This is a genomic window from Cupriavidus sp. 86D6 (assembly GCF_057815095.1).
On sequence record NZ_JBYPSB010000001.1, the window covers coordinates 531,242 to 556,952 of the forward strand.

Sequence of the window (25,711 nt, forward strand, 5' to 3'; positions counted from 1 at the left end):
CGGGCTGCAACTGCAGCGATCTTGCCGGCAAAAATCGGAAGGCCAGCAGGGTAGCACACCCTGACCCCATGCGCTCGGGTGGCCGTCATTCGCTACAATCGCGGCTTCTTGAAAGGGTGACATGACACAAGGCAGGAAAGACCGGTTCGACGTGGCGGTGCTGGGCGCAGGGGCGGCCGGCATGATGTGTGCCGCCGTGGCCGGCCAGCGCGGCGCACGGGTGGTGCTGATCGACCATGCCACTCGGCTGGCCGAGAAGATCCGCATCTCTGGCGGCGGCCGTTGCAACTTTACGAACCTGCAGGCCGGCCCGGCCAACTACCTGTCGTCAAATCCGCATTTCTGCCGGTCGGCGCTCGCGCGCTACACGCCGCAGGACTTCCTGGGCCTGCTGCGCCGCTACGACATCGGCTGGCATGAAAAGCACCGCGGCCAGCTGTTCTGCAACAACAGCGCCGAAGACATCATCCAATTGCTGCGCGCCGAATGTGATGCCGGAGGCGTGCATTGGCAGACCGGCTGCACGATCGACGAGATCCGCAAGGAGGGTGGCGACTACCTGCTGCTGACCGCGCAGGGCACGGTACGCGCCGGCGCGGTGGTGGTAGCCACCGGCGGGTTGTCGATCCCGAAGATCGGCGCGACCGATTTTGGCTATCGCATCGCTCGCCAGTTCGGGCTCAAGGTCGTGGAAACCCGCCCGGCGCTGGTGCCGCTGACGTTCGACGGTCAGGCCTGGCAGCCTTTCGTGCCGCTGGCCGGGGTGTCGATGGAGGTCGATATCGCCACAGGCAGCGGCAAGTCGGCTGGCGCCTTCAAGGAAGACCTGCTCTGGACCCACCGGGGTCTGTCAGGGCCCGCAGTGTTGCAGATTTCCAGCTACTGGCGGCCGGGCACCCCGATCGAGATCGACCTGTTCGATGGCGAGGACGCCGCCGACTGGCTGATCGGCCATAAGAAAGGCGGCCGCAAGCATCTCGATAACCTGCTGGCCGAACGCCTGCCGTCGCGGTTGGCCGACGCCTGGTGTGCCGCCGTGGGTCTGCAGGGCACGCAATCGGTGGCGGACATGCCCGACAAGGCGCTGCGCCAGCTTGGCGAGGCGCTCAACCGCTGGCGCCTCGTGCCGTCCGGCACCGAGGGCTACAAGAAGGCCGAGGTCACGCTAGGCGGCGTGGATACCCGCGGGCTGTCGTCGTCGACCATGATGGCGCGGGACGTGGACGGCCTGTACTTCATCGGAGAAGTGGTGGACGTGACCGGCTGGCTGGGCGGCTACAACTTCCAGTGGGCCTGGGCATCGGCCGTGGCGGCGGGCGAGGCCGCGGCCGAGGCGGCGCGGGGCAGGTGCGGCTAGGCGGCGCGCATGCAGTGGCGCGGGCCATGCGCTACAATCGGCGCTCTCGCACATGACCGGTGAGGCGCTTCGTTCCCTTTTGGCCGGCGCCCTGCTTCTGCAAGAAACCCGCTACGGGCCATGGCTCCGGCGGGTTTTTGCGTTATGGTCCCAGTTGCTACCCTTTTTTCGGAAGATTGCCATGTCCCTGAAAGCCCGCATTACTGAAGACATGAAGACCGCCATGCGCGCCCGCGAAACCGAGCGCCTCGGCACCATCCGCCTGCTGCAGGCCGCCATCAAGCAGCGTGAGGTGGACGAGCGCGTAGAACTGGACGACGCCGCGGTGACTGCCGTGATCGACAAGATGATCAAGCAGCGCAAGGACTCCATCAGCCAGTTCGAGCAGGCCGGTCGCGACGATCTGGTGGCCAAGGAAAAGGCCGAAGTCGATGTGCTGGTGGCCTATATGCCCGCCCAGTTGTCGGAAGCCGAGGTGGCCGCCGAAGTGCAGAAGGCCGTGACCGAAGCCGGTGCCACCGGCCCACAGGACATGGGCAAGGTCATGGGCCTCGTGAAAGCCCGCCTGGCCGGCCGTGCCGACATGACGGCGGTATCGGGTCTGGTCAAGGCTGCCCTCGCCCCGAAATAATTGACAGTTGCGTCAGATATAAGCAGGATTATCAGTTGCGAAGCACGGAGTTGGCGCCGTATTGCGGGGACTTGGCGGCCAATGTCGGCGAGGGCCGGCATTTCGTTGCGGCTGCACTACAATGATTCGATAGTTGCCGGGCGACGTTCCGGTCACGCATTCCAGCAAAATGGCCGCCGGCCGATCCGGCAGGCCTTGGCATCAGGACGGTCAGTCGGGTGATTCCGCAATCCTTCATTCAGGACCTGCTTAACCGCGTGGACATTGTCGACGTGGTGGGCAAGTACGTGCAGTTGAAGAAGGGCGGGGCCAACTTCATGGGCCTGTGCCCGTTCCACAACGAGAAATCCCCGTCGTTCACGGTATCCCCGACCAAGCAGTTTTATCACTGCTTTGGGTGCGGCGCGCATGGGTCGGCCATCGGCTTCCTGATGGAGTATTCGGGCCAGTCGTACCCCGACGCGGTGCGGGAACTGGCGCAATCGGTAGGGTTGTCCGTCCCCGAGGAACGCAACAGCCTGCCGCCCGCCCAGCGCGCGGAACAGCAGGCCAGATCGGTGGCGCTGAGCGATGCCATGTCGCGGGCCACCGAGTTCTACAAGAAACAGCTACGCGGGTCGCCGCAGGCCATCCAGTACCTGAAGGGTCGCGGCCTGACCGGAGAGATCGCCGTGCGATTCGGGCTCGGTTACGCGCCTGACGACTGGCAGGGCCTGGAGGCTGTGTTCGGCTCGTATCGCGACGATGCGACTGCAGCGCCACTTGTTGAAAATGGTCTGCTGATCGAATCCCAGGACAAGCGCGACGCCGACGGCAAGCCGCGCCGTTACGACCGGTTCCGCGACCGCATCATGTTCCCGATCCGCAATACCAAGGGCAACGTGATCGGATTCGGCGGCCGCGTCATGGGTCAGGGCGAGCCGAAATACCTGAACTCCCCCGAAACACCGCTCTTCAGCAAGGGAACGGAGCTCTACGGCCTGTTCGAGGCACGTCATGCCATTCGCGAGAATGGCTACGTGCTGGTGGTCGAGGGATACATGGACGTGGTGGCGCTGGCGCAGCTTGGCTTTGCCAACGCGGTGGCCACGCTCGGCACGGCCTGTACGGCGATCCATGTGCAAAAGCTGCTGCGCCAGACCGATGCCGTGGTCTTCTCGTTCGACGGCGATGCCGCCGGACGCCGGGCAGCGCGGCGTGCGCTGGAAGCCTGCCTGCCGCATGTGGCCGACAACAAGACCATCCGCTTTCTGTTCCTGCCCGCCGAGCACGACCCCGACAGCTATGTGCGCGAAGAGGGGACCGACGCGTTCGCGCGCCAGGTGCAGAACGCGATGCCGCTCTCGCGTTTTCTGCTCCAGATCGTGACGGAAGACCAGGACCTGCGGCAGCCCGAAGGCCGCGCCCGTGCGCAGTTCGAAGCCAAGCCGCTGCTCCAGGCCATGCCGGCCGGCGGTCTGCGGCTACAGATTGTGCGCGAACTTGCCGATGCTACCGGTACGACGCCGGCGGAGATCGAGGCCGTATGCGGGCTGGGCAGCGATTCGTCGCGCGTCGGCCGCTTCTCGCAGCCGCGTCCCCGCGCCAGGCGCCAGGCACCGACCGGGCTGGAACAGCAGGTGATCCAGCTGCTGATGAGCTACCCGTCGCTGGCAAGCCGGCTTGACGAGGAGGCCCGCGCATTGCTGCTCGATCCCCAGCGGCCGGAAACCGAAGTGCTTGCTCACTTGGTGGCGGCCTGCGACGGCATTCAGGGCACCATGAATTTTGCGGCCTTCAACGAGCAGCTGGCCCAGACGCCTTACGCGGACGTCTACGCCGCCGCCCGGGCAGCCGTGCTGAAGGAAGAAATGGAAGAGGCGCTTGCGACACTTGAATTCGACGGCGCCGTACACAAGCTGCTGGCAGATCCGCTGCAGCGCGAACTGGAGACATTGCTGGCCGCCATCCAGGCCGGCACCGCCAATGAGGACGACAAGGCGCGCTATCGCTGGCTGATGCCGGAAGTCCAGCGCCGTCGCCAGATGGGATGGCGGCCCGTCAACGCGGAAGACGAGTAGCCGTCACACGGCATACGATAAAAGGCAGCACACAGGTTTTTCGGCTTGAGCCATCGCGCATGTGACCCCAACTGACGGACAAATCCGGGGTCTAACCGCTTAAGCCTTGATTTTTCAGGTGAAAACCTCACCTGACAGGAAGCCGGGGATTGGTGACGTGCTACAATGCCCGGTTTGGATTGCGAAATCTCTCTCCAGTACTGGCGAAAGTGAGCGTGCCAATGGCAAAGGCCAAAGCAACCGAAAGGGCAGCCGGGAAGGCTCCCTCCAAAGCTCCCCAATCAGGGAGCGGCAAGGCGTCCGTGAAAACAACGGCGGCGAAGACATCGACCGCGTCAGTCAGGACGACATCAGCCCGGTCTGCGCCAGCAAAGTCCGCGCGTAGCGTTTCAGCGCCCGCCGGAACCACTTCCGCCAGGAATCGCACATCCGAAAATACAAAGCCCTCGACTTCGGCACGCGAGAGCGGCAGCAGCGCCAATACAAGCGGCAGTGATGCCGCTGCAACAGTGAAAGGCAAGAGTATCACCGTGGCGAAACAGCAGAATACCGAAGTCGAGAGCAAGCGTGCGGCAACGACGGCCGGCACCCGGACCAGCAGCGCCAAGGGTGGCGCCGCTGCCGCCGCGCCGAAAGCCCGTGCCGCAACTCCCGCACCCGTTGCATCGGAGCGCCCCGCCGCCCCGGCCGTCAAGCCTGAGCCGAAGAAGCGCGGCCGCAAGCCCAAGGCCGAGATGCAGCAAGAAGACAGCACCATCGAAGACGTGACTGAAGAGTTTTACGACAACGACGCGCCCGCCTCCACGCCCGCGGCGGCCCCCAAGACCGAGAAGCAGAAGGCCAAGGACCGCAAGGCCAAGGAAAAGGCGCTGCTCAAGGAATTCGCTTCGTCCAACCAGGCCGGTAGCGAGGAAGAACTCGAGGTCCGCCGCCAGAAGCTGAAGGCGCTGATCAAGCTGGGCAAGTCGCGCGGCTACCTGACCTATGCGGAAATCAACGATCACCTTCCGGACGACATGGTCGATTCGGAAACGATCGACACGCTGGTCGCCACGCTGAACGACATCGGCATCGCCGTCTACGAACAGGCGCCGGACGCCGAGACGCTGCTGCTGAACGACAACGCCCCGTCGGCCACCAGCGAGGAAGAGGCCGAGGAAGAGGCCGAAGCCGCGCTGTCCACCGTCGATTCCGAATTCGGCCGCACCACCGACCCGGTCCGCATGTACATGCGCGAAATGGGTACCGTGGAACTGCTGACGCGCGAAGGCGAAATCGAGATCGCCAAGCGTATTGAAGCCGGTCTGAAGGACATGGTCATGGCCATTTCGGCCTGCCCGGTCACGATCTCGGAAATTCTGGCCAGCGCCGAGCGCATCGCCAACGAAGAGATGAAGATCGACGAATTCGTCGATGGCCTGATCGATCCGAACGCCGAGGAAGTCCAGGACAACTCGCCGGCCGCCGCGGCCGCCTCCGCTGACGAGGACGAGGAGTCGGAAGACGGCGACGACGAGGAAGGCGACGAGGAAGACGACGACGAGAACGGCGCCGGCGCCGGGGCATCGGCCCGTCAGCTGGAAGAGCTGAAGGTTGCCGCGCTGGAGAAATTCCGCATCATCGCCGAGCAGTTCGACAAGATGCGCCGTGCCTTCGAGAAGGAAGGCTACAAGTCCAAGCCGTACGTGAAGGCCCAGGAAGCGATCCAGGCCGAGCTGATGGGCATCCGCTTCACCGCGCGTAACGTCGAGCGTCTGTGCGACACGCTGCGCGGCCAGGTGGACGAAGTCCGCAAGCTCGAACGTGCCATCCTGAACATCGTGGTCGACAAGTGCGGCATGCCGCGTGCCGACTTCGTGGCCCGCTTCCCCGGCAACGAAACGAACCTGGACTGGATCGAGACCATCGTCGCCGACAACAAGCCGTACAGCACGATCGTCGAGCGTAACGTGCCGGCCGTGCACGAGCTGCAGCAGAAGCTGATCGACCTGCAGGCCCGCGTGGTGCTGCCGCTGAAGGAGCTGAAGGACGTCAATCGCAAGATGTCCGAAGGCGAGAAGCGCGCCCGCGAAGCCAAGCGCGAAATGACCGAGGCCAACCTGCGTCTGGTGATCTCGATCGCGAAGAAGTACACGAACCGTGGCCTGCAGTTCCTGGATCTGATCCAGGAAGGCAACATCGGCCTGATGAAGGCGGTGGACAAGTTCGAATACCGTCGCGGCTACAAGTTCTCCACGTACGCCACGTGGTGGATTCGCCAGGCCATCACGCGCTCGATCGCCGACCAGGCCCGCACCATCCGTATCCCGGTTCACATGATCGAAACGATCAACAAGATGAACCGGATCTCGCGCCAGATCCTGCAGGAAACCGGCAACGAGCCGGACCCGGCAACGCTGGCCGAGAAGATGGAAATGCCCGAGGACAAGATCCGCAAGATCATGAAGATCGCGAAGGAACCGATCTCCATGGAAACGCCGATCGGTGACGACGACGATTCGCATCTGGGCGACTTTATCGAGGACACGAACACGCTGGCCCCGGCCGAAGCGGCGCTGCATGGCTCCATGCGCGACGTGGTGAAGGACGTGCTCGACAGCCTGACGCCGCGCGAAGCCAAGGTGCTGCGCATGCGTTTCGGCATCGAAATGAGCACGGACCACACGCTGGAAGAAGTCGGCAAGCAGTTCGACGTCACCCGCGAGCGTATCCGCCAGATCGAGGCCAAGGCACTGCGCAAGCTGCGCCACCCGAGCCGGTCCGACAAGCTGAAGAGCTTCCTGGAAGGCAGCTAAGCATCACGCCTTCTAAGGGCCTCTAGCTCATGCCTGGTTAGAGCAGCGGACTCATAATCCGTTGGTGCCGTGTTCGACTCACGGGAGGCCCACCATTGAAACAAAAAGGGGTTACGGTTGATGCCGTAACCCCTTTTTTGATGAAATTCCGACGCTGCGCCGGATTTCGTTAGTTCAGCCCCGTCCCGCCCGCCGCCGCGCTGTCAGGGCCAGTGCCGCCCAATCCTTGTGCCCGTCCCCATGCGCGATGGCCTCGATATGCGCGTCGCGCAGCGTGCTGGCCAGCGTCATCGGCACGTTGGCCTGCTCGGCCGCTTCCAGGGCCAGCCTGACGTCCTTGCCGCCCAGCGCCAGCTTGAAGCCGGCGGGCTCGAAGCGTTGTTCGGCGATCGCACCGCCGTAGATCTTGTAGACCGGGGCGGCGAATACCGTGGCGGTGACCAGGTCCAGGAACGCGGCCGGGTCGACCTCGTAGCCCTGTGCCAGCGCCGCGCCTTCGCTCATGGCGCCAATCGCGGCGCCGATCATGAAATTCACGCCCAGCTTGACCGCGTTGGCCTGCTCGGGCTTGTCGCCAAAGATCCAGGTTTTCTGGCCCAGTATGTCGAACAGCGGCTGCACGGTGGCGAGCGCCTGGGGGTCGCCGGCGGCAAGGATGTTCAGCTGGCCGGCCTCGGCCACGTTGACGCGGCCCAGTACCGGCGCTGCGACATAGGCCACGCCACGCGCAGCATGCAGCGCGGCGAGTTCGCGCGCCAGCGCGACCGAGACGGTGCCCATGTTGATATGGATGGCGCCACGGGCCAGCGCGTCGAGCGCACCGCCGCCGACGATGGTGTCGCGCGTGGCGGCGTCGTCGGCCAGCATCGTCACCAGCACCTGGGCGCCATGGGCGGCGTCGGCCGCCGTGGTGGCGCCTTGCGCGCCCTGCGCGACGAGCTTGTCGACGGGGCCCGGCGAGCGGTTCCAGGCGCGTACCGAATGGCCGGCCTTGAGCAGGTTTGCGGCCATCGGCAGCCCCATCGTGCCGAGTCCAAGGAAAGCGATTTGCATGACGGCCTCCATCGTGTGCTTGCGTGCGCCTTACGGATGTTGCTTGCCGACGTGCGTCGGGATACACGTGCGGGAAGGCCGCAAGTTAGCACGCGCACGCGCCGGGCGTATTTGCCCTGCGGCGGGTGCGGGATGCAGATCCGGCGACCCGGCGCGACGCCCGCCGTCGCCGCCATCGCCGGCCGATCACATCGCGGCTACTCGGCCACCACCACCTCGACCTGCTTGAGCGCGTGAAACGGTTCAAGTTGCGCCGGCGTGGCGTCGGCATCGGTAACCAGCGTCCAGGCGCGTTCCAACGGGGTCCAGTGCTGCTGGCGGGCGCGGCCGAGCTTGGTGGAATCGACCAGCACGAAGATGTCGGCGGCCTGGCGGATGATGCACTCCTTCAGGTAGGCCTGTTCCGCGCTGGCTTCGCACAGGCCCACGCCGGCCACCACGCCGTCGGCGCCGAGGAATGCCTTGTCGACGCTGATGCGTGACAGCGCCACCTGCGCCAGCGGCCCGAACGTGCCCATGCTCGACGGGCGCACATCGCCGCCGATCAGCGTGACGCGGACTTTGGGCAGGCCCGCCAGCGCGGTCACGGCCAGCAGATTCGTGGTGTAGACATGCAGGTCTTCGCGCGCGGCCAGCAAGCGGGCCAGCGCGGCGGCCGTGGTGCCGCTGTCCAGCAGCACCGCGTCGCCGTCCTGCACGAAGCTTGCCGCCAGGCGGGCGATGGCTTCCTTCTGCTCGCGCTGCAGGGCCTTGCGTTCCTCCAGCGATGCCTCGGGTTCGTGGCCGCCCACCTGCATCAGCGCGGCGGCGCCGCCATAGGTGCGCACGATGCGGCCTTCGCGCGCCAGCGCGGTCAGGTCGCGGCGCACGGTGGCCTCGGACACGCCAAGGCTCGCGGTCAGGCGATCGACGTTGGCGTCTTCCCCCGCAAGCACGAGTTCGAGGATGGCGCGGCGGCGGTCGGCGGCTTTCATGAGCGAGACAAGAAAAAGGGGATCGAAAAACGATCCCCGATCTTACAGCAGTGCAGGCGCGGTCAAACGGCGGGGATCACGCGCGCCGCGTGGCCAGTTCCGCGCCCTGGCGCAGCGCTTCGAGCAGGCTGCGCTCGTCGGCGATGCCCTTGCCGGCGATGTCGAACGCGGTGCCATGGTCAACCGACGTGCGGATGACCGGCAGGCCGACGGTGATGTTCACGCCGGCTTCCAGGCCCAGCACCTTCACGGGGCCATGGCCCTGGTCGTGGTACATCGCCACCACCAGGTCGAAATCGCCCCGGCCGGCGCGATAGAACAGCGTATCGGCCGGCAGCGGGCCCTCCACATCCACGCCCTGCGCGCGCAGCACCTCCACGGCGGGGATGATCTTCTGCTCTTCCTCGCCCTGGCCGAACAGGCCGTTCTCGCCGGCGTGCGGGTTGATGCCGCACACGCCGATGCGCGGTGCGGCAATGCCGGCGCGCTCGAGCGTGGTGTTGCCGCGCTCGATCGTGCGCTGCACCAGCCCCGGCTCGATCTTGCGGATGGCGTCCATCAGGCCGATGTGGGTGGTCACGTGGATCACGCGCAGCTTCGGCGCCACCAGCATCATCGACACCTCGGGCGTGCCGGTCAGGTGCGCCAGCATCTCGGTATGGCCCGGGAACTTGTGGCCGCCGGCGTGCAATGCCTCCTTGTTCAGCGGGGCGGTGCAGATCGCGTCGATCTTTTCCTGCTGCGTCAGTTGCACGGCGCGCTCGATATAGCGAAACGCGGCGTCGCCGGCCACGGCCGACAGCTTGCCGAACGGCAGGTCTTCCGGGATCAGGCCCAGGTCGATGCAGTCGATCGTGCCCATTTCGAAGCGGGCTTCGTCGGGCGATGCGATGGCGCGCACCTTGAGCGTCGAGTTGACCAGACGGCCGGCCTGCTCCAGCCGGCGCGCGTCGCCAATGACCAGCGGGCGGCACTGGGCGTAGACACTCTCGTGCGCCAGGCTCTTGACGATGACTTCGGGGCCAATGCCCGTGGCATCACCCATCGTGATGCCGATAACCGGAATGTAGTCGCTCATTTGTCCTTGTCCCGTTTGGTGGGGAAATCAGTCCTGGCGCATGGCTTGCCAGGCAAGCCATAGCGCGGCGTCGGTGCCGAACGCGCCCGCCTTGGTGGCAATGCGGCGCGTGGGGCCCGAGAGTGTTTCGGATAGCGGCACGCCGGCTTCCACCTCGCGCTTCAGCGTGAGGGCGCCGATGCCGGCGGCCGCCAGCATCGCACGTGCCGTTTCGCCGCCGGTGGCGATCAGCCCGCCGACGTGCGCAAAGTAGGGTATTACCAGCTGGGCCAGTGCGGCGGACAGCTGCGGCCCTTCCGCCGGGTCGAATGCATCGTCGCGGCCGATGCTGACCAGCAGGTCGCGGCCCGCCATCAGGCAGTCGGCAATCGACTGCTGCGACGCAATCCATGCCGCGTGGTTCGCGCCGTCGCGCAGCGCCTGCGGCGGCACCACCAGCGCGTCGATGCCGGCCTGTTCGCAAAGATAGGTGGCCTGCCTGCCCGACACGCCGGACATGCTGCCCACCAGCGTCAGCACCGGGCCTTCGTGGCGCGGTGCCGGGGTCGGGGCGTCCACGCCCCGCACCGGTGCCGCCGCCGACAGCGCGCGGGCCAGGCCGCCCGAGCCTACCCAGAACACCGGCGTGGCCAGGTCGATCGATGCCTGGGCCAGCGTGAGCAGATCGGCCTCGATTTCCGCATCGCAGACCACGGCCTGATAGCCCTCGGCCTGCCAGCCTGCCAGTTGAGACTGCACGGCGGCCAGGCCGGCGCGCAGCGTGTACAGCGAAATGCGCGCGGTGCGCAGGCCCTGGGCTTCGAGCAGCGCCACCATGTCGGCGGGGCCGGTCAGGCCTTCCAGGCGCCAGATGTCGGTGTGTTCGAGCGGCTGGCCGTTCACGAACATCCGGCCGTCGCGCGTGGTGCGGCCCATGGCCGGAAAGGCCGGGGCGACGACGGCCAGGCCGGCCACCGGCTGCAGCGCGGCCGTTTCGGCAGCCCAGTTGCCGCGCAGGGTCGAATCGATCTTCTTGTAGAGCCGGCGATGTGCGGCAGTGCCGCAGCGCCAGGCTTCGAGATTGCGCGCGGCGGCATCGGCTGGCGCGAGGCGGCGGCTATCGACGTCGGCGGCGACCACATCGGCACCGCCGACTTCCACGGCGGCCGCTGCATCCAGCGTCACCACCGTGCGCGCGCCGTGCGCGGCAAAGCCGATGGCGCAGTCTGCCGCGCCGGACAGGTCGTCGGCGATGATGAGCCAGCTCATGCGGCGGTCCTGGCCATGGTGGCGTTCGTGCGCCGTGCCACGCGACGCGCCACGAAGGCGGTCAGCAGCGGGGTCAGCACCGCAGTCACCACCACGCAGGCGGCCACCAGGATCGTGGCGTGCCTGGCGGCCTCGGTGTAGGCCGGGTTGGCGGCCGCCACCAGGGTTGGCACGGCTGCCGCGTTGCCAGCGGTGCTGGCGGCCGCCACGCCCGCCACGCCGGTGCCGCCGCTCAGGCGGTCGGCGATATAGAGCGCGAAGCCCGTCACCACGACCACGGCAACACCCAGGCCCAGGCCCAGCATGCCGGCCTGCCATACCTTGTGCAGGTCCAGGCCAGCGCCCAGCGCCAGCGCGAAGAACGGAATCATCACCGGCACGGCCTTGCTCAGGAATTCGCGCATCTCGCGGTCCAGGTTGCCCAGGATCATGCCCAGCATCAGCGGCAGGATGCTGCCGACCAGCGTCGGCCACGGAAAGGCCGACAGGCCTGCCACGCCGAGCGTGACCATGGTCAGGAACGGGCCCGATTCCAGCGACATGATCGAGTAGGCGCCCACGTCCTCGGGCTTGCCGTACTGGCCCATCAGGGCCATGTACAGGCCGCCGTTGGTGTCGTTCATCGCCGCCACCACGGCCAGCGTGGACAGGCCGGCGAACATGCCGGCACTGATCGGCGCCTCGCCCAGGAAATGGCCCAGGATCACGCCCAGCAGCATGGCCGTGCCCACCTTGGTGGCAAACAGCACGCCACCCTTCTTCACGATGTAGGGGGTGGCCTTGACGCTGATGCTGGCGCCCATGCAGACGTAGAACACGGCCAGGATGGGCAGCGCGCCGGTGAACAGGGCGTTGGTGAACGACCCGAAGAACTTCGGACCCTCGGGGGCAAACGTTGCAACCAGCGAACCGATCAGCAACGGCACGATCATCATGCCGCCCGGCACGCGCTCGATGGCGCGTTTGATATGAATCTGCATCGTCGTCTCCTGCCGCGTGGGTGCGGCAACTGTGTGTTTTACGCAGGCGTTTGATCGAATCGATCAAACGTGGGGCGAAGTGTAGGCCAAAGGATCGGTTTTGACCAGTTCGATCATAAAAATGATTGAAATGGTCATTCGGTCACAATCCCGCGCGCGCGGCACCGGTTGCGCTATCGTATGGCTCCCGCTTTTCTTGTCCGTATGGAAACTGGAGCCCCCATGAGACTGATCGGCATGCTCGATTCCCCCTACGTGCGCCGCGCCGCGATCACGCTGCGGCTGCTGGGGTTGCCCTATGCGCTGGAGCAGGTGTCAGTGTTTCGCACCTTCGAGCAGTTTCGCGCGATCAATCCGGTGGTCAAGGCCCCCAGCCTGGTGTGCGACAACGGCGTGGTGCTGATGGATTCGACGCTGATCATCGACTACGCCGAGGCGCTGGCCGGCCGCAGCCTGATGCCGGCAGACCTGTCGGCGCGCCAGCGCGCGCTGCGCATCGTTGGCCTGTCGCTGGCGGCGTGCGAGAAGGCGGTGCAGCACGTGTACGAGCACAACCTGCGTCCCACCGACAAAGTGCATCAGCCGTGGGTAGAGCGCGTGGATGGCCAGTGCGCCAGCGCGTTCGCGCTGCTCGAAGACGAGATGAAATCGGTGCCGCTGCCGGCGGCCGAGCAGGACCTCGATCAGGCCGGTCTGACGGCGGCGGTGGTGTGGACATTCACGCAGGCCTTGCTCCCGGGGCGGGTCGATCCGGTGGCGCATCCGGCGCTTGCCGCATTCACGACGGCGGTCGAGACGTTTCCGACTTTCCGGGCATTGCCGCACGCCTGAACGCCAGATGTGATGCATTGACCGATCAATCGCGCGAATTCGTGGGCCGATTGTGCGATACCCCACCAAATCCCCCACAAACGGGTGATGTGGCGCTAGTCGCCTTGCATCACGATACGCGGCGGGGCGATAGGATCCTTGCCCCGCTACCACTTCTGCCCCGCGACCTCCCCGGCCTGCGGGGCTTTTTCCTTGTGGGGCCGACTGACACTTATCGCGCCTTCAGGATGGCCTCGATCTGCGCGGCAGCGTGGCGCAGCGGCGGCAGGTAGTGCTGTTCCAGATAGGCCTGGTCGCGGCTGCCCAGCACCATGCTCAGGCCCAGGCCGGCCACCACCTTGCCGGCCTGGTCGGTCAGCGGCACCGAAATCCCCGCAAATCCATCGACCAGTTCGCTGACCAGCGCGCAATAGCCATTGGCGCGCACTTCCGCCAGCTTGCGCGCCAGCGCCGGGCGGGAACTGATCGTGAACGGTGTCAGCTTGCGCAGTTCGGCGCGGTCCAGATAGGCGGCCAGGGCTTCGTCGTCGAGCCCGGCCAGCAGCACGCGCCCCAGCGAGTGCGCGTAGGCCGGCATGCGGCGGCCAATCGCCATGTCCACGCGCAGCAACTGGCTGGGTTCCTCGCGCGCCACCAGCACCACCGACTCGTGGTCCAGCATGCCGACCGAACAGCTTTCGCCGGCTTCGGCGCACAGCGCCTGCAGATAGGGGCGCGCCAGCTGCGGCAGGTTCATCGACGCAAAGTAGGCATAGCCAAGGTCCATGACCCGGGGCGTCAGCACGAACTGGCGGCCCTGCTGAGCCACGTAACCGTTGTGCGCCAGCGTCAGCAGCAGGCGGCGGGCGGCGGCACGCGTCAGGTCCAGTTGGTCCGCCACATCCTGCATGGTCAGGCGCTCGCTGCCGCTGGCGAACAGGCGCAGCAAGGCCAGGCCCTTGGTCAGGGAGTCGAGCAGTTCTTCCTTCCTGGGTGTGTCGATGGCGTCTTCGGTGGTCTGGGCGTTGCTGCGCGGCATGTCGGGATGGAACGGATCGAAGAGATCGAAGGGATCGAAGGGATCGAAGGGATCGAAACAAGGGGTTTCTGCGGGTCAGACCCGACTTGCGTCCGGCCGTCCGATCCGTATGATAGGTGTTCCGCGAACATTTGTTCGCAAAACGTGGATCCGTAGAAACCACGACAGAACAAGATTCAGGAGACGGCAATGAAGGTGATCACCACCGCGCAGGCGGCAGAACTCGTCCAGACCGGCTGGACCGTGGCCAGTGCGGGGTTTGTCGGCGCCGGCCATGCCGAGGGCGTGACCGAGGCGCTGGAGCAACGCTTTCTGCGCGATGGGCTGCCGCGCGACCTGACGCTGGTCTATTCCGCAGGGCAGGGCGACCGCGGCGCACGCGGGGTGAATCACTTCGGCAATGCCGGCATGACGCGCGCCATCGTCGGCGGGCACTGGCGTTCGGCCACGCGCCTGGCCACGCTGGCCATGAACGAGGATTGCGAGGGCTTCAACCTGCCGCAGGGCGTGCTTACGCACCTGTATCGCGCCATCGCCGGGGGCAAGCCCGGTGTGCTGACAAAGATCGGCCTGCACACGTTCGTGGACCCCCGTACGGCGCAGGACCCGCGCTACCACGGTGGCGCCGTCAACCAGCGGGCCCGCGACGCCATTGCGGCGGGCACCGCGAACTGGGTCGAGGCGGTGGACTTCCGGGGCGACGAATACCTGTTCTATCCGAGCTTCCGCATCGATTGCGCGCTGATCCGCTGCACGGCATCGGACCCGCGCGGCAACCTGAGCACCCATCGGGAGGCGTTCCACCACGAACTGCTGGCCATGGCGCAGGCGGCCCACAACTCGGGCGGCATCGTGATCGCGCAGGTCGAGTCGATCGTCGATCATCACGAGACGCTGCAGGCCGTTCACGTGCCCGGCATCCTGGTGGATTACGTGGTGGTCAGCGAGCAGCCCGCGCATCACCAGATGACGTTTGCCGAGACGTACAACGAGGCCTACGTGCGGCCGTGGCGCGGCGAGCGTGCCGATGCCGCCGAGAAGGCGAAGGAAGCGCAATCGCTGCCGGCCGCATCGGCCGCGCTGGACGCGCGCACCATCGTGCAGCGCCGCGCCGTGATGGAACTGGCCGCGCGCCGGCCGCGCGTGGTGAACCTGGGCGTGGGCATGCCGGCCGCCGTGGGCGCGCTGGCACACCAGGCCGGGCTCGACGGCTTCACGCTGACCGTCGAGGCCGGCCCCATCGGGGGCACGCCGGCCGATGGCCTGAGCTTTGGCGCGTCGGCCTATCCCGAGGCCGTGGTCGACCAGCCGGCGCAATTCGATTTCTACGAGGGCGGCGGCATCGACCTGGCCATCCTGGGCCTTGCCGAACTCGACGGCCACGGCAACGTGAACGTGAGCAAGTTCGGCGAAGGGGAGGGCGCGCTGATCGCCGGCGTGGGCGGCTTCATCAACATCACCCAGAGCGCCCGCGCGGTGGTCTTCATGGGCACGCTGACGGCCGGCGGGCTGGAGATCCGCGCCGAGGACGGTGCGCTGCGGATCGTCAAGGAAGGGCGCGTCAGGAAGATCGTGCCCGAGGTCTCGCACCTGAGCTTCAATGGCCCGTACGTGGCGTCGCTGGGCATTCCCGTGCTGTACGTGACCGAGCGCGCCGTGTTCGAGATGCGCGCCGATGCCAACGGCGATGCGCGCCTGACGCTGGTGGAAATCGCGCCGGGGGTCGATCTGCAGCGCGATGTGCTCGCCCAGTGCGCCACGCCCGTGGCGGTGGCCGCCGACCTGCGCACGATGGACGCACGGCTGTTCCATCGAGGGCCAATGCGGCTCTGAGCACATTAAAGAAACGACTAGAACGATTACGAGAAAGAGGCCCGCTGTACCGGGCCGATATTGGAGGAAGCACTGTGCAACACCGTCGTCAATCCCGTCGTCTGGCGCTGTCCGCGCTGGCCCTGGCAGCCGTGCTGCCGTTTGCATCGGCGTCCGCGCTGGCGCAACAGCACTACCCGGACAAGCCGATTCGCCTGGTGGTGCCGTTCCCCGCGGGCGGCCCGACCGACACGGCCGCGCGCATCATCGGCCAGAAGATGGGCGAGACGCTGAAGCAGACCATCGTCATCGACAACCGCCCCGGTGCCTCGGGCACCATCGGCACCGAAACCGTGGCCAAGGCGGCGCCCGATGGCTACACGCTGGTGATGCTGGCCACGCCCACGCTGCTGGCGCCGCACCTGCTGCCGCGCAAGAGCTACGACATCTTCAAGGACTTCACGCCGGTTGGTAACGCCTACGAGCTGCCGATCGTGATGGTCGTGAACCCGCAGTCGCTGCCAGATGTGACCGACCTGCAGTCGTACATCGCCAAGGCCAAGGCGGCTCCCGGCAAGATGAACTACACCAGCGCTGGCAACGGCAGCTTTGGCCATCTGTCCACCGAACTGCTGAAGAACCTGGGCCACTTCGACGTGCAGCACGTGCCGTACAAAGGGAGCGCGCCTGCGATTTCCGACCTGCTGGCTGGCCAGGTGCCGATGATGTTCTCGGACATGATCGCCGCGCTGCCGCATATCAAGGCTGGCAAGCTGCGTCCGATCGCGGTGGGGTCGAGCAAGCGCGTCACGTTTGCCCCGGAAGTGAAGACCGTGGCCGAGCAGGGCTTCCCGGGTTTCGACGCGTCGTCGTGGGGTGGCCTGCTGGTGCCGGCCGGCACGCCCAGGGACGTGGTGGCCAAGCTGTCCGACGCGCTCAAGGGCGCGCTGGCCGATCCGACCGTGCAGCAGAAGATGCTGGGCGCCGGCACGGTGGCGTCATACCTGCCGTCCGACCAGCTTGCCGCGCGCATGCAGAACGACTATGCCAAGTGGGGCAAGGTCATCAAGGACAACAACATCAAGAGCGACTGATGGCTGTCTGAAGCCGTTTTCCAGCCCGGCTTGCTTGATGCGGGTCAGACGGCGCGCAGTTTCCAGTGCTCGGCCCAGTGCCAGCCGTCGCCGCGGACGATGGCTTCCGATTCGGGGCGGATGCCCCGGCCTTGGCCCATCGTGTCGATGGTCAGCCCCCCGCCCAGGCCGAAAAAGCGGCTCGAAGTGCGCAGGAAACTGCGGCGGGTGGCGTCGGATGGGGGTGTTGCGGGCAGCGAGGGCAGGCGGGTCGTCATGGTCGAAGGCTTTGGGTGTCCATGTATGGACATGGCCGGGCGATATCCTCGCCAGCTTTTGTGACGCGTTGTTGACATTTCATTGACGTGTCAGACACCGATACTGCCCTTCCGCCCCCGTGTGCGCCCCCGGACTCTGGTGGTAGAATCCAAGTCTTTGATTTTCCGGGCAATTCATCTTTTCGCGCGTTTTCCCCCGCGCGCCGCCCGTTGAACCGTACCAGACGCGTGTCCGTTGCCTCGGCTCCGCGCCCTGCACCGACACCTCATTGATGACGATGACCAACACCCCAGACCAGACCCCAGCCGCAGAGCAGACGTTCGAAAGCTTCGGGCTGGACGCACGCATCCTGCGTGCCTTGTCCGACCAGGGCTACACCAAGCCCACGCCGATCCAGGCACAGGCCATTCCGGTGGTGCTGCTGGGCAAGGACGTCATGGGCGCCGCACAGACCGGCACCGGCAAGACCGCCGGCTTTGCCCTGCCGATCATCCAGCGCCTGCTGCCGATGGCCAACGCCAGCGCGTCGCCGGCGCGCCACCCGGTGCGTGCGCTGATGCTGACGCCCACGCGCGAACTGGCCGACCAGGTCTACGACAACGTGGCGCGCTACGCGCAGCACACCGACCTGCGCAGCACCGTGGTGTTCGGTGGCGTGGACATGAATCCGCAGACCGACGCGCTGCGCCGTGGCGTGGAAATCCTCGTGGCCACCCCGGGCCGCCTGCTCGATCACGTGCAGCAGAAATCGGTGAACCTGTCGCAGGTGCAGATGCTGGTGCTGGACGAGGCCGACCGCATGCTCGACATGGGCTTCCTGCCCGATCTGCAGCGCATCATCAACCTGCTGCCGGCGCAACGCCAGACGCTGCTGTTCTCGGCCACGTTCTCGCCCGAGATCAAGAAGCTGGCGTCGAGCTACCTGAAGCAACCGGTGACGATCGAAGTGGCGCGCAGCAACTCGACCAACGAGAACGTGCGCCAGGTGGTCTATTCCGTGCCGGACGGCCACAAGCAGGCCGCCGTGGTGCACCTGCTCAAGCAGCGTGCCGCCGGGCAGCAGTCGAAGCAGTGCATCGTGTTCGTGAACAGCAAGATCGGCTGCTCGCGGCTGGCACGCCATCTGGAACGCGAAGGCATCAACGCCGCCGCCATCCATGGCGACAAGACGCAGACCGAGCGCATGCAGACGCTCGACGGCTTCAAGAGCGGCACGATCGATGCGCTGGTGGCCACCGATGTGGCCGCGCGCGGCCTGGACATCCCGGCCATGCCGTGCGTGATCAACTTCGACCTGCCGTTCAGCGCCGAGGATTACGTCCACCGGATCGGCCGTACCGGTCGTGCCGGCGCCAGCGGCGATGCGCTGTCGATCCACGTGCCGGGCAACGATGACCGCCTGCTGGCCGATATCGAGAAGCTGATCAAGCGCAGCGTGCCGCGCGGCACGCTTGAAGGCTTCGACCCGACCGGCGAGCGTGCGCGCCAGGAAGAATCGGACCGTCGCCGCCAACGCTCGGACGTGCGCCGTGCGCGCGACAACGGCGGTGCCGGTGCCACGGGTGGCGCAGCCGGTGCGGCCGGTGGCAGCGGCGAGCGCGACGAATCGGCCCCGCGCCGCCGTCGTACCGAACCCAATGGCCGGCCGGCGTTCCGTCCGTCGGACGATCCGTTCTTCTCGCGTCCGTACGAGCCGTCGGGCAACTACACGCCGGCGCCGAAGGCCGAGGATCAGCTGGCCGCCGCGCTCACGCGTGGCCGTCAGGCGCCCAAGCGCCCGGTGGCGGCGTTGCTGGGCGGTGTGCCGCGCAAGTCGTAAGATCGCCAAGGCTTCACAAGCAAAATGGCCCGCTCAACGCGGGCCATTTTCATTTCGGGCGACGACGAGCGGGTCGGGTTCGATGGGCGGCGCGCTGCCTCACCGATCCAGCCACTGTTCCGCCCACTGCTCCGTGGCCGCCGCCAGCCAGGCCGTGACCGATGCTTCTCCGTTTACGATGCCCAGGTGCGCGCCGGCTTGCCGCAGCGCATCGAGCGGCGCGGCCGTGTCCAGCGCCTGCGCGCCGCTTTGCTTGCTCAGTTTTTCGCCCATCGCGTTGACCACCACCGGCACGTGCAGGTACGACGGCGTGGGCAGGCCCAGCAGGTGCTGCAGATGGATCTGGCGCGGCGTGGAGTCGAGCAGATCGGCGCCGCGCACGATGTGGGTAATGCCCTGTTCGGCATCGTCGACCACGACGGCCAGCTGATACGCCCAGAGCCCGTCGGCCCGGCGCAGCACGAAATCGCCAAGCTCGGTTTCCAGATTCTGGCACTGGCGCCGCTGCCAGCGATCGTCAAAGCAGATCGTGGCCGCGGGGCCGTCTGGCACGCGCACGCGCCACGCGCGCGGCAGCTTGCCATGCAGGCCATTGCGGCAGGTGCCCGGATAACCGAGCGTCTGGTGCCGCTCGCGCACGTGGATGAGCGAATCTGCGATTTCCTTGCGGGAGCAGCCGCATGGATACAGGCTGCCGGCGGCGTCCAGTTGCCGCAGTGCGTCGGCATAGCGCGACTCGCGGCGGCTTTGCCAGACCGGCGGCTCGTCGGGCCGCAGACCCAGCGCGTCGAGTGTGCGCAGGATGCCAGTGTCGGCATCCTTCACGCAGCGCGGGTAGTCAATGTCCTCGATCCGCACGAGCCAGTCGCCACCATGGGCGCGCGCGTCGAGCCAGCTGGCCAGCGCAGTCACCAGCGAACCGAGATGCAGCGGGCCGGTGGGAGAGGGGGCGAAGCGCCCCCGGTAACGTTGCGGCATGGTGCGGCGGACTTACTCGAACGACTCCGGTTGCTGCGGCGCCTGCTGCATCAAGGCCTGCGCCAGGCGGGGATCGTCGAGCTTGCTGGACCACCATTGCAGCGCCTTGCCGCGGGTGTTGGTGCGCCATGCCACCTTGAAGTTGCCGGGCGCGCGCACTTCCACGGTTTCGCGCACCTGCAGCACGCCGCTTTCGATATGGGGTTGTGCCATCGGCGCGGGCAGCCAGCCGCAGCCCAGGCCGCGGATCTGCGCTTCGAGCTTGTCGCGCATGGTGGGCACCACCAGCACGTCCTGGCCGGCCAGCACGCCATGGGTGCGCGCGGGCAGGTTGCGCGACGTATCTCCCACGGCCACGATGCGGTGCTTGGCAATCTGGATTGTCGTGAGCGGGCCTTCCTCGGTGGCCAGCGGATGATGCGCGGCCACGGCAAAGACAAACGGAATCGTGCCCAGCGGCCGCACCTGGAAGCCCTGGGTGCTCGGAATCTCGTACGCGCCGCCGATGATCAGGTCGGCCCGGTTGCTGACCAGTGCATCCCAGGTGCCGCCCAGCACTTCCTTGGCAAAGCGCAGCCGGGTGGCCGTGTTCTCGGCGTAGAAGTCCTGGATGACGGGCAGCAGGGCCCGGAAATTGACCAGATCGTCCACGGCGATATTCAGGCTGGCTTCCCAGCCGGTGGCCAGGCGCTTGACGCGCCGTGCCAGGTCGTCGGCCGCATGCAGCAGGTGGCGGCCTTCGTCCAGCAGCGCGCGGCCCGCCGGCGTCAGTTCGGCACGGTGCCGGCGGCGATCGAACAGCAGTACGTCGAGGTCTTCCTCGAGCTTGCGCACCACATAGGTCAGTGCGGAGGGCACCTTGCCCATTTCGTGGGCGGCGGCCGCAAAACTGCCTTTGCGCTCGATGGCGTCAAGGACTTCAAGGGATTCGAGTGACAGGGGCATATTCAGAATTTCTGAACAAGTGCTTCTAACGCGGTGCCCGCCAATATACTCCCGCTCCCCTAAACTGCCTAGCATCGAAACGCCGCCGGGCCCGCAGCCAAGAGCTGAAGGGTTCGATTCCAGGCCACAAGGAGGGCCATCAAAATGATTGAAATCCGTAAGTCTGAAGATCGCGGTTATGCAGACCATGGCTGGCTCAAGTCGTACCATACGTTCTCGTTTGCCGACTATTACGACCCGCGCCATATCCAGTTTGGCCCGCTCCGTGTTATCAACGAGGACCGTGTGGCGCCCGGCATGGGGTTTGGCACCCATGGCCATCGCGACATGGAAATCATCAGCTATGTGCTGGAAGGTGAACTTGCCCACAAGGACAGCATGGGCAACGGTAGCGTCATCCGTCCGGGCGACGTGCAGCGCATGAGCGCGGGCACGGGCGTACGCCACTCGGAGTACAACCATGCGGCAGACGCCACGACGCACTTCCTGCAGATCTGGATCATGCCGAACCAGCAGGGCATCGAGCCGGGCTACGAGGAAAAGACCTTCGACGCCACCGAAAAGCGGGGCCGCCTGCGCCTGGTGGGCAGCCCGGACGGCGCCGACGGCTCGGTGGTGATCCATCAGGACGTGCGCCTGTTTGCCGGCCTGATCGACGGTGACGAAGCGGCCACGCTGGCGCTGCAGCCGGGGCGCCAGGCCTACGTGCATGTGGCGCGCGGCCGGGTGACGGTCAATGGCCAGCCGCTGGAAACGGGCGACGCCGCCAAGCTTGCCGGCGAGGATGCCGTGAGCCTGGAAAAGGGCGCCGACGCCGAAGTGCTGGTGTTCGACCTGCCGGCGTGACCGGTGAAGTGCACTCCAAACGCCCGCCGCCCTGGCGGGCGTTTGCGTTGCGCGGCCGCCCGTTGCGCGGCCGTCAGTTGTTTACCCGTAACCAGTGCTTACAGGTACTTGGAACACTTGCCGCTATGCTATCGTCTGGCCTATCCGGCATGCGACCGCCGCGGCACACGCCGTGCGCCGATTAATCGTCACGCGATGACCTTCGTATCCATTCTCCTGGCGCTGATTGCCGAACAATTCCGGGCGCTCGGCCGGAACAATCCCATCTACGACATCGTGCGTGTGCTGGGTGACCGCGCCGAGCACGCCTTCGACACCGGTCGCCCGCGCGACGCCGCGCTGGCGTGGCTCACCGTTGTGCTGCCGCTCACGCTGGCCGTGGTGTTTGTCCACTACCTGCTGGCGTCGATCAGCGTGGCCCTGACCCTGGTCTGGAACGTCCTGCTGCTCTACCTGACGCTGGGCTTCCGCCAGTTCAGCCATTACTTCACCGACATTCACGAGGCGCTGAACCGGGACGATTTGCATACCGCCCGCACGCTGCTGCATGAATGGACCGGGCTCGACACGGTGGAAATGCCCGTCAGCGAGATTGTCCGCCACACGCTGGAAGCGGCCATCGTGGCTGTGCACCGCCATGTGTTCGGGGTGTTCTTCTGGTTCCTGGTGCCGATCGGCCCCGGCGGCGTGGTGCTGTATCGCACGGCCGAATTCCTGAATCGCCAGTGGAATACGCCGTCGAACGAACGCAGCCCGGCGCTGGGGCGTTTCGCCGCGCGCGCGTTCTACGTGCTGGACTGGGTGCCGTCGCGGCTGACGTCGATCGGGTTTGCCATCGTCGGCAATTTCGAGGACGCGGTCTACGCCTGGCGCAACCACGCGCGCAAGTGGAACGACGCGGTCAACGGCATCCTGCTGGCCAGTGGCGGCGGGGCGCTCGGCGTGCGGCTGGGCCAGCCGCTGGCCGAAGAGGATTCGAGCGTCATGCTGCGCACGAGCCTGGCTGGCGTGGACTACGCGCCGGGCATGAGCGAGGCCGAGCCGGTGCCGCCCGAGTTTGGCGCGGACCCCGGCGTCCGTACGCTGCAGTCGGCGGTGGGTCTGGTCTGGCGTGCCGTGATCCTGTGGATGTTGCTGCTGGCGATGATCTCGCTGGCCCTCTGGGTGGGCTGACCCCCGACGGACAAGGAAAAAGCGCCACGGTCGTGGCGCTTTTTTTATTCCCGGTGCGCGCCGCAGTGCCAGCATGCGGCGAATTGCGCCTCGTGCCATTCGCCGCAGCGGTGGCACTGCCAGCGTGGCCCCGGCGCGGGATTGGCCGCCGCATTGAGCGCGGCCCAGGCATCGGCCTCGGCCGCGTCGTCAAGAATCCAGACCTGCGGGGCGCTTTCATTGAGCGGGATATCGCCCGCCGCGCCGGCAAGCCAGGTGTTGCGGACTTCCGCGCGGATGCCGGCTGCATCCAGCACGTTCTGGCAATGCGCGGCATGGACCAGCGAAGGCGTCCTCAGCAGCAGTTTCATGTTGAAGCCGTGGCAGGCAGGGTGCTTTTACCTTACCACGGCCGGTGCCGATTGCCAGCCGGGGCTTACCACGGCTTCTGCTGACGCGATTCGTGCAGCAGCTGCGTATAGAGCTGGTGGCGGCGCGGCGAGATCGTGCCGTTGTCGATGGCGCCCAGCACGCCGCAGCCGGGCTCGTTGATGTGGTGGCAGTTATAGAAACGGCATTCGGTCAGCTGCGGCCGGAATTCCGGGAAGGCGCGCTCCAGCATGCCTTCGCTCAGGTGGTGCAGGCCGAATTCCTGGAAGCCCGGGGAATCGATCAGATAGCCGGGCTGGCCCTCGACCACGGCCCATTCGGCCGGCAGGTGATAGAGCCGCGTGAACGTGGTGGTGTGCTTGCCGGAGTCGAGCTTCGACGAAATCTCGCGCGTCTGGGCTTCCACGCCTGGAATCAGCAGGTTCAGCAGCGACGACTTGCCCATGCCCGACTGCCCGATGAGGATGCTGGACACCCCCGCAGTGCGCGGCTGCAGCGCGGCCAGGGCCTCGTCGGGGCGGCCATGGACGGACAGCTCCAGCGTGTCGTAGCCCAGATCCTGGTACAGCTTCAGGCGGCGGCGCGCGTCGTCGAGCCGCCCGGTCAGGTCGGTCTTGTTCAAGATCACCAGCGGGCGGATCTCCAGCGCCTCGGCCGACACCAGCGCGCGGCCCAGCAGATCCTCCGAAAAGCTCGGCTCGGTGGCCAGCACGATGATGACCTGGTCGATATTGGCCGCCAGCAGCTTCGACTTGAACTGGTCTGACCGGTACAGCAGGTTCTTGCGCGGATCGATGCCGGTGATCACCCCCTGGTCCACGGCGGCCAGTTCGATGCGCACGTGGTCGCCCACCGCCGCGTCGCTTTTCTTGCCGCGCGGGAAGGCATGCAGGTGGGAACCATCGGTGCGTTCCACCACGTAGTGGCGGCCATGCGCGGCGACGATCAGTGCGGATTCCGTAGCGGCCCCGTTGCCCTTGCCGGTGCCCCTGCCGGCGTTGTGATGGCGTGCGCTGCGGGTCATGCGTGCGACAGCAGGCGGTCGATCCGCTGGGCCGCGGGCGGATGCGAGTAGTAGAACGCGCTATAGATCGGGTCCGGCGTCAACGTGGACGCGTTGTCCTTGTACAGCTTCACCAGTGCGGACACCAGGTGCCCGGCATTGGTCTGGTGCGCGGCGAACTCGTCGGCCTCGAATTCATGCCGGCGCGACGACTGGCTGGCCAGCGGCCCCAAAATGAACGTGAACACCGGCAGCGCCAGGAAGAACAGCACCAGTGCCAGCGCATTGTTGCTGGCGCCGAAGTTCGGCAGCACACCCAGGCCCGTGTAGAACCACTCGCGGGTGGCCAGCCAGCCCAGGATGGCCAGGAACACCAGCGACAGCGCAAACGTGACCGCGATCATCTTGGCCACGTGGCGGCGCTTGAAGTGGCCCAGCTCGTGAGCCAGCACCGCCTCCACCTCCTCGCCGTCCAGGCGTTCCAGCAGCGTGTCGAAGAAAACGATGCGCTTGGCCGCGCCGAAGCCGGTGAAATAGGCGTTGCCATGCGCGCTGCGCCGGCTGCCGTCCATCACGAACAGGCCCTTGCTGGCGAATCCGCACTTGCGCAGCAGCGCCTCGATGCGCTCGCGCAGGCCTTCGTCGGCCAGTGGCTCGAACTTGTTGAACAGCGGGGCGATGTACGTGGGCACGATGACCTGCAGCAACAGGCTGAAGCCCACCCAGAGCAGCCAGGTGTAAAGCCACCAGTAGGGGCCGGCGCGATCCATCAGCCACAGCACGGCCAGCAGCAGCGGCAGGCCCAGCACGGTGGCCACTGCGGCCATCTTGGCCAGATCGGCCAGCCACAGTCCGAATGTCATCTTGTTGAACCCGAATCGCTGCTCGATCACGAATTGGCCGTACAGCGAGAAGGGCAGGTCGAACAGCCCGCCGATGATGGCCACGCTGGCGATCAGCGCCACGCCGTAGAAGTAGGCGTTGTCCGGGAAGGTATGGAGCCAGAACTGGTTCAGCGCGTGCAGGCCGCCCAGCATCGTGAAGCCGATCAGCACGGCGGCGCCGGTCAGCACTTCGAGCATCGACAGCCGGGTGCGGGCAATCGTGTAGTCCGCCGCCTTCTGGTGGGCGGACAGGGCGATGGTGTCGGCAAACCGCGCGGGCACGGCGCCGCGATGGCGCGCCACATGGCGGATCTGGCGCGAGGCGAGCCAGAGTTTGGTCAGCACCATGATGACCAGGGCGGCAAGAAAGATCAGCGTGAACATCGGCAAGCCTTGTTGACGATGGCGCGGCGCAGCAACGGGAAAGCCGAAGTGCGCGGCATGCCATCCGGGGCAGATATGCGAGAATTATAAATTGTTCGCCCCCGGCCACCCGCCGATCCGG

The 25,711-nt window shown here is 66.5% G+C and carries 23 protein-coding genes and 1 tRNA gene; 11 read left to right on the plus strand and 13 right to left on the minus strand.

Annotated features, from left to right (window positions below; translation table 11 throughout):
- Positions 1 to 121: 121 nt before the first annotated feature.
- The 3 genes from AC3G88_RS02440 to dnaG all read left to right on the plus strand — a co-directional run bounded on the left by AC3G88_RS02440 (position 122) and on the right by dnaG (position 4,048).
- A complete protein-coding gene (locus tag AC3G88_RS02440) occupies positions 122 to 1,357 on the plus strand; it encodes a BaiN/RdsA family NAD(P)/FAD-dependent oxidoreductase (protein WP_488770555.1) in 1,236 nt (411 codons plus the stop codon).
- A gap of 181 nt (positions 1,358 to 1,538) precedes the next feature.
- Positions 1,539 to 1,988 (plus strand): GatB/YqeY domain-containing protein, encoded by a 450-nt coding sequence (locus AC3G88_RS02445; protein ID WP_153945536.1) that lies wholly within the window; start codon positions 1,539 to 1,541, stop codon positions 1,986 to 1,988.
- Positions 1,989 to 2,206: 218 nt separating this feature from the next.
- Positions 2,207 to 4,048 carry a DNA primase gene (gene dnaG, locus AC3G88_RS02450; protein ID WP_488770554.1) on the plus strand — a complete coding sequence of 614 codons (1,842 nt, stop codon included), beginning with the start codon at positions 2,207 to 2,209 and terminating at the stop codon, positions 4,046 to 4,048.
- 160 nt (positions 4,049 to 4,208) lie between these two features.
- Here dnaG and AC3G88_RS02455 read toward each other — a convergent pair whose 3' ends face one another.
- Entirely contained in the window at positions 4,209 to 4,568 is a 360-nt protein-coding gene (locus AC3G88_RS02455) for a hypothetical protein (RefSeq protein ID WP_400396121.1), read from the minus strand.
- On the opposite strand from AC3G88_RS02455, the gene rpoD reads away from it, so the two are divergent.
- On the plus strand, positions 4,558 to 6,843 hold the full coding sequence (gene rpoD / locus AC3G88_RS02460) for an RNA polymerase sigma factor RpoD (protein WP_488770553.1): 2,286 nt from the start codon (positions 4,558 to 4,560) through the stop codon (positions 6,841 to 6,843). The two genes, AC3G88_RS02455 and rpoD, sit on opposite strands and share 11 nt — an antisense overlap.
- A gap of 16 nt (positions 6,844 to 6,859) precedes the next feature.
- Positions 6,860 to 6,938 (plus strand) — tRNA-Ile (locus AC3G88_RS02465).
- A 79-nt stretch (positions 6,939 to 7,017) separates the two neighbouring features.
- Here AC3G88_RS02465 and AC3G88_RS02470 read toward each other — a convergent pair.
- The 5 genes from AC3G88_RS02470 to AC3G88_RS02490 form a co-directional block, all read right to left on the minus strand.
- On the minus strand, positions 7,018 to 7,896 hold the full coding sequence (locus AC3G88_RS02470) for an NAD(P)-dependent oxidoreductase (protein ID WP_488770552.1): 879 nt from the start codon (positions 7,894 to 7,896) through the stop codon (positions 7,018 to 7,020).
- Between the two features lie 197 nt (positions 7,897 to 8,093).
- Positions 8,094 to 8,870 (minus strand): DeoR/GlpR family DNA-binding transcription regulator, encoded by a 777-nt coding sequence (locus tag AC3G88_RS02475; RefSeq protein ID WP_153945533.1) that lies wholly within the window; start codon positions 8,868 to 8,870, stop codon positions 8,094 to 8,096.
- 76 nt (positions 8,871 to 8,946) lie between these two features.
- Entirely contained in the window at positions 8,947 to 9,948 is a 1,002-nt protein-coding gene (gene pdxA, locus AC3G88_RS02480) for a 4-hydroxythreonine-4-phosphate dehydrogenase PdxA (protein WP_488770551.1), read from the minus strand.
- Positions 9,949 to 9,975: 27 nt separating this feature from the next.
- The gene (locus AC3G88_RS02485) at positions 9,976 to 11,196 is read right to left on the minus strand and encodes a four-carbon acid sugar kinase family protein (RefSeq protein WP_488770550.1); all 1,221 of its coding nucleotides are present in this window, start codon (positions 11,194 to 11,196) and stop codon (positions 9,976 to 9,978) included.
- Positions 11,193 to 12,176 carry a 2-keto-3-deoxygluconate permease gene (locus AC3G88_RS02490; protein ID WP_488770549.1) on the minus strand — a complete coding sequence of 328 codons (984 nt, stop codon included), beginning with the start codon at positions 12,174 to 12,176 and terminating at the stop codon, positions 11,193 to 11,195. The genes AC3G88_RS02485 and AC3G88_RS02490 overlap by 4 nt, the downstream gene beginning before the upstream one ends.
- Before the next feature lie 222 nt (positions 12,177 to 12,398).
- Between AC3G88_RS02490 and AC3G88_RS02495 the strand changes: the two genes are divergently transcribed.
- On the plus strand, positions 12,399 to 13,007 hold the full coding sequence (locus AC3G88_RS02495) for a glutathione S-transferase family protein (protein ID WP_488770548.1): 609 nt from the start codon (positions 12,399 to 12,401) through the stop codon (positions 13,005 to 13,007).
- A 211-nt stretch (positions 13,008 to 13,218) separates the two neighbouring features.
- On the opposite strand, the gene AC3G88_RS02500 is transcribed toward AC3G88_RS02495, so the two are convergent.
- A complete protein-coding gene (locus AC3G88_RS02500; protein ID WP_488770547.1) occupies positions 13,219 to 14,025 on the minus strand; it encodes an IclR family transcriptional regulator domain-containing protein in 807 nt (268 codons plus the stop codon).
- A 189-nt stretch (positions 14,026 to 14,214) separates the two neighbouring features.
- On the opposite strand from AC3G88_RS02500, the gene AC3G88_RS02505 reads away from it, so the two are divergent.
- Both AC3G88_RS02505 and AC3G88_RS02510 read left to right on the plus strand, forming a co-directional pair.
- Positions 14,215 to 15,858, plus strand: coding sequence for an acyl CoA:acetate/3-ketoacid CoA transferase (locus AC3G88_RS02505; RefSeq protein ID WP_488770546.1), 1,644 nt, complete (start codon positions 14,215 to 14,217; stop codon positions 15,856 to 15,858).
- A gap of 74 nt (positions 15,859 to 15,932) precedes the next feature.
- Positions 15,933 to 16,931, plus strand: coding sequence for a Bug family tripartite tricarboxylate transporter substrate binding protein (locus AC3G88_RS02510; protein WP_400393912.1), 999 nt, complete (start codon positions 15,933 to 15,935; stop codon positions 16,929 to 16,931).
- A gap of 44 nt (positions 16,932 to 16,975) precedes the next feature.
- Here AC3G88_RS02510 and AC3G88_RS02515 read toward each other — a convergent pair whose 3' ends face one another.
- Entirely contained in the window at positions 16,976 to 17,188 is a 213-nt protein-coding gene (locus tag AC3G88_RS02515) for a hypothetical protein (RefSeq protein ID WP_488770545.1), read from the minus strand.
- Positions 17,189 to 17,460: 272 nt separating this feature from the next.
- Here AC3G88_RS02515 and AC3G88_RS02520 point away from each other — a divergent pair, with 272 nt between their 5' ends.
- Complete coding sequence (locus tag AC3G88_RS02520; protein WP_488770544.1) at positions 17,461 to 19,008, plus strand: DEAD/DEAH box helicase; 1,548 nt, start codon at positions 17,461 to 17,463, stop codon at positions 19,006 to 19,008.
- Positions 19,009 to 19,107: 99 nt separating this feature from the next.
- On the opposite strand, the gene gluQRS is transcribed toward AC3G88_RS02520, so the two are convergent.
- Together gluQRS and AC3G88_RS02530 are read right to left on the minus strand one after the other, a co-directional pair.
- Positions 19,108 to 19,986, minus strand: coding sequence for a tRNA glutamyl-Q(34) synthetase GluQRS (gene gluQRS, locus AC3G88_RS02525; protein WP_488770543.1), 879 nt, complete (start codon positions 19,984 to 19,986; stop codon positions 19,108 to 19,110).
- A gap of 12 nt (positions 19,987 to 19,998) precedes the next feature.
- Positions 19,999 to 20,931 carry a LysR family transcriptional regulator gene (locus AC3G88_RS02530; protein ID WP_066731515.1) on the minus strand — a complete coding sequence of 311 codons (933 nt, stop codon included), beginning with the start codon at positions 20,929 to 20,931 and terminating at the stop codon, positions 19,999 to 20,001.
- A gap of 144 nt (positions 20,932 to 21,075) precedes the next feature.
- On the opposite strand from AC3G88_RS02530, the gene AC3G88_RS02535 reads away from it, so the two are divergent.
- Positions 21,076 to 21,777 carry a pirin family protein gene (locus AC3G88_RS02535; protein ID WP_153945522.1) on the plus strand — a complete coding sequence of 234 codons (702 nt, stop codon included), beginning with the start codon at positions 21,076 to 21,078 and terminating at the stop codon, positions 21,775 to 21,777.
- Positions 21,778 to 21,972: 195 nt separating this feature from the next.
- Positions 21,973 to 22,950, plus strand: a complete 978-nt coding sequence (locus AC3G88_RS02540) for a CobD/CbiB family protein (RefSeq protein ID WP_488770542.1) — start codon at positions 21,973 to 21,975, stop codon at positions 22,948 to 22,950.
- Between the two features lie 44 nt (positions 22,951 to 22,994).
- On the opposite strand, the gene AC3G88_RS02545 is transcribed toward AC3G88_RS02540, so the two are convergent.
- The 3 genes from AC3G88_RS02545 to AC3G88_RS02555 form a co-directional block, all read right to left on the minus strand.
- A complete protein-coding gene (locus AC3G88_RS02545; RefSeq protein ID WP_153945521.1) occupies positions 22,995 to 23,300 on the minus strand; it encodes a putative signal transducing protein in 306 nt (101 codons plus the stop codon).
- Between the two features lie 65 nt (positions 23,301 to 23,365).
- Complete coding sequence (rsgA, locus tag AC3G88_RS02550) at positions 23,366 to 24,343, minus strand: ribosome small subunit-dependent GTPase A (RefSeq protein ID WP_488770541.1); 978 nt, start codon at positions 24,341 to 24,343, stop codon at positions 23,366 to 23,368.
- Positions 24,340 to 25,590, minus strand: coding sequence for a M48 family metallopeptidase (locus tag AC3G88_RS02555; RefSeq protein WP_488770540.1), 1,251 nt, complete (start codon positions 25,588 to 25,590; stop codon positions 24,340 to 24,342). Before AC3G88_RS02555 ends, rsgA begins: the two co-directional genes overlap by 4 nt.
- Positions 25,591 to 25,711: the final 121 nt, after the last annotated feature.

Bases quoted from the DNA above. Each gene is read 5' to 3' on its own strand.
- AC3G88_RS02440 (WP_488770555.1), top strand. From the start codon at position 122: ATGACACAAGGCAGGAAAGACCGGTTCGACGTGGCGGTGCTGGGCGCA.
- AC3G88_RS02445 (WP_153945536.1), top strand. From the start codon at position 1,539: ATGTCCCTGAAAGCCCGCATTACTGAAGACATGAAGACCGCCATGCGC.
- AC3G88_RS02470 (WP_488770552.1), bottom strand. From the start codon at position 7,896: ATGCAAATCGCTTTCCTTGGACTCGGCACGATGGGGCTGCCGATGGCC.
- AC3G88_RS02475 (WP_153945533.1), bottom strand. From the start codon at position 8,870: ATGAAAGCCGCCGACCGCCGCCGCGCCATCCTCGAACTCGTGCTTGCG.
- pdxA (WP_488770551.1), bottom strand. From the start codon at position 9,948: ATGAGCGACTACATTCCGGTTATCGGCATCACGATGGGTGATGCCACG.
- AC3G88_RS02485 (WP_488770550.1), bottom strand. From the start codon at position 11,196: ATGAGCTGGCTCATCATCGCCGACGACCTGTCCGGCGCGGCAGACTGC.
- AC3G88_RS02490 (WP_488770549.1), bottom strand. From the start codon at position 12,176: ATGCAGATTCATATCAAACGCGCCATCGAGCGCGTGCCGGGCGGCATG.
- AC3G88_RS02495 (WP_488770548.1), top strand. From the start codon at position 12,399: ATGAGACTGATCGGCATGCTCGATTCCCCCTACGTGCGCCGCGCCGCG.
- AC3G88_RS02500 (WP_488770547.1), bottom strand. From the start codon at position 14,025: ATGCCGCGCAGCAACGCCCAGACCACCGAAGACGCCATCGACACACCC.
- AC3G88_RS02505 (WP_488770546.1), top strand. From the start codon at position 14,215: ATGAAGGTGATCACCACCGCGCAGGCGGCAGAACTCGTCCAGACCGGC.
- AC3G88_RS02515 (WP_488770545.1), bottom strand. From the start codon at position 17,188: ATGACGACCCGCCTGCCCTCGCTGCCCGCAACACCCCCATCCGACGCC.
- AC3G88_RS02520 (WP_488770544.1), top strand. From the start codon at position 17,461: ATGACGATGACCAACACCCCAGACCAGACCCCAGCCGCAGAGCAGACG.
- gluQRS (WP_488770543.1), bottom strand. From the start codon at position 19,986: ATGCCGCAACGTTACCGGGGGCGCTTCGCCCCCTCTCCCACCGGCCCG.
- AC3G88_RS02530 (WP_066731515.1), bottom strand. From the start codon at position 20,931: ATGCCCCTGTCACTCGAATCCCTTGAAGTCCTTGACGCCATCGAGCGC.
- AC3G88_RS02535 (WP_153945522.1), top strand. From the start codon at position 21,076: ATGATTGAAATCCGTAAGTCTGAAGATCGCGGTTATGCAGACCATGGC.
- AC3G88_RS02540 (WP_488770542.1), top strand. From the start codon at position 21,973: ATGACCTTCGTATCCATTCTCCTGGCGCTGATTGCCGAACAATTCCGG.
- AC3G88_RS02545 (WP_153945521.1), bottom strand. From the start codon at position 23,300: ATGAAACTGCTGCTGAGGACGCCTTCGCTGGTCCATGCCGCGCATTGC.
- rsgA (WP_488770541.1), bottom strand. From the start codon at position 24,343: ATGACCCGCAGCGCACGCCATCACAACGCCGGCAGGGGCACCGGCAAG.
- AC3G88_RS02555 (WP_488770540.1), bottom strand. From the start codon at position 25,590: ATGTTCACGCTGATCTTTCTTGCCGCCCTGGTCATCATGGTGCTGACC.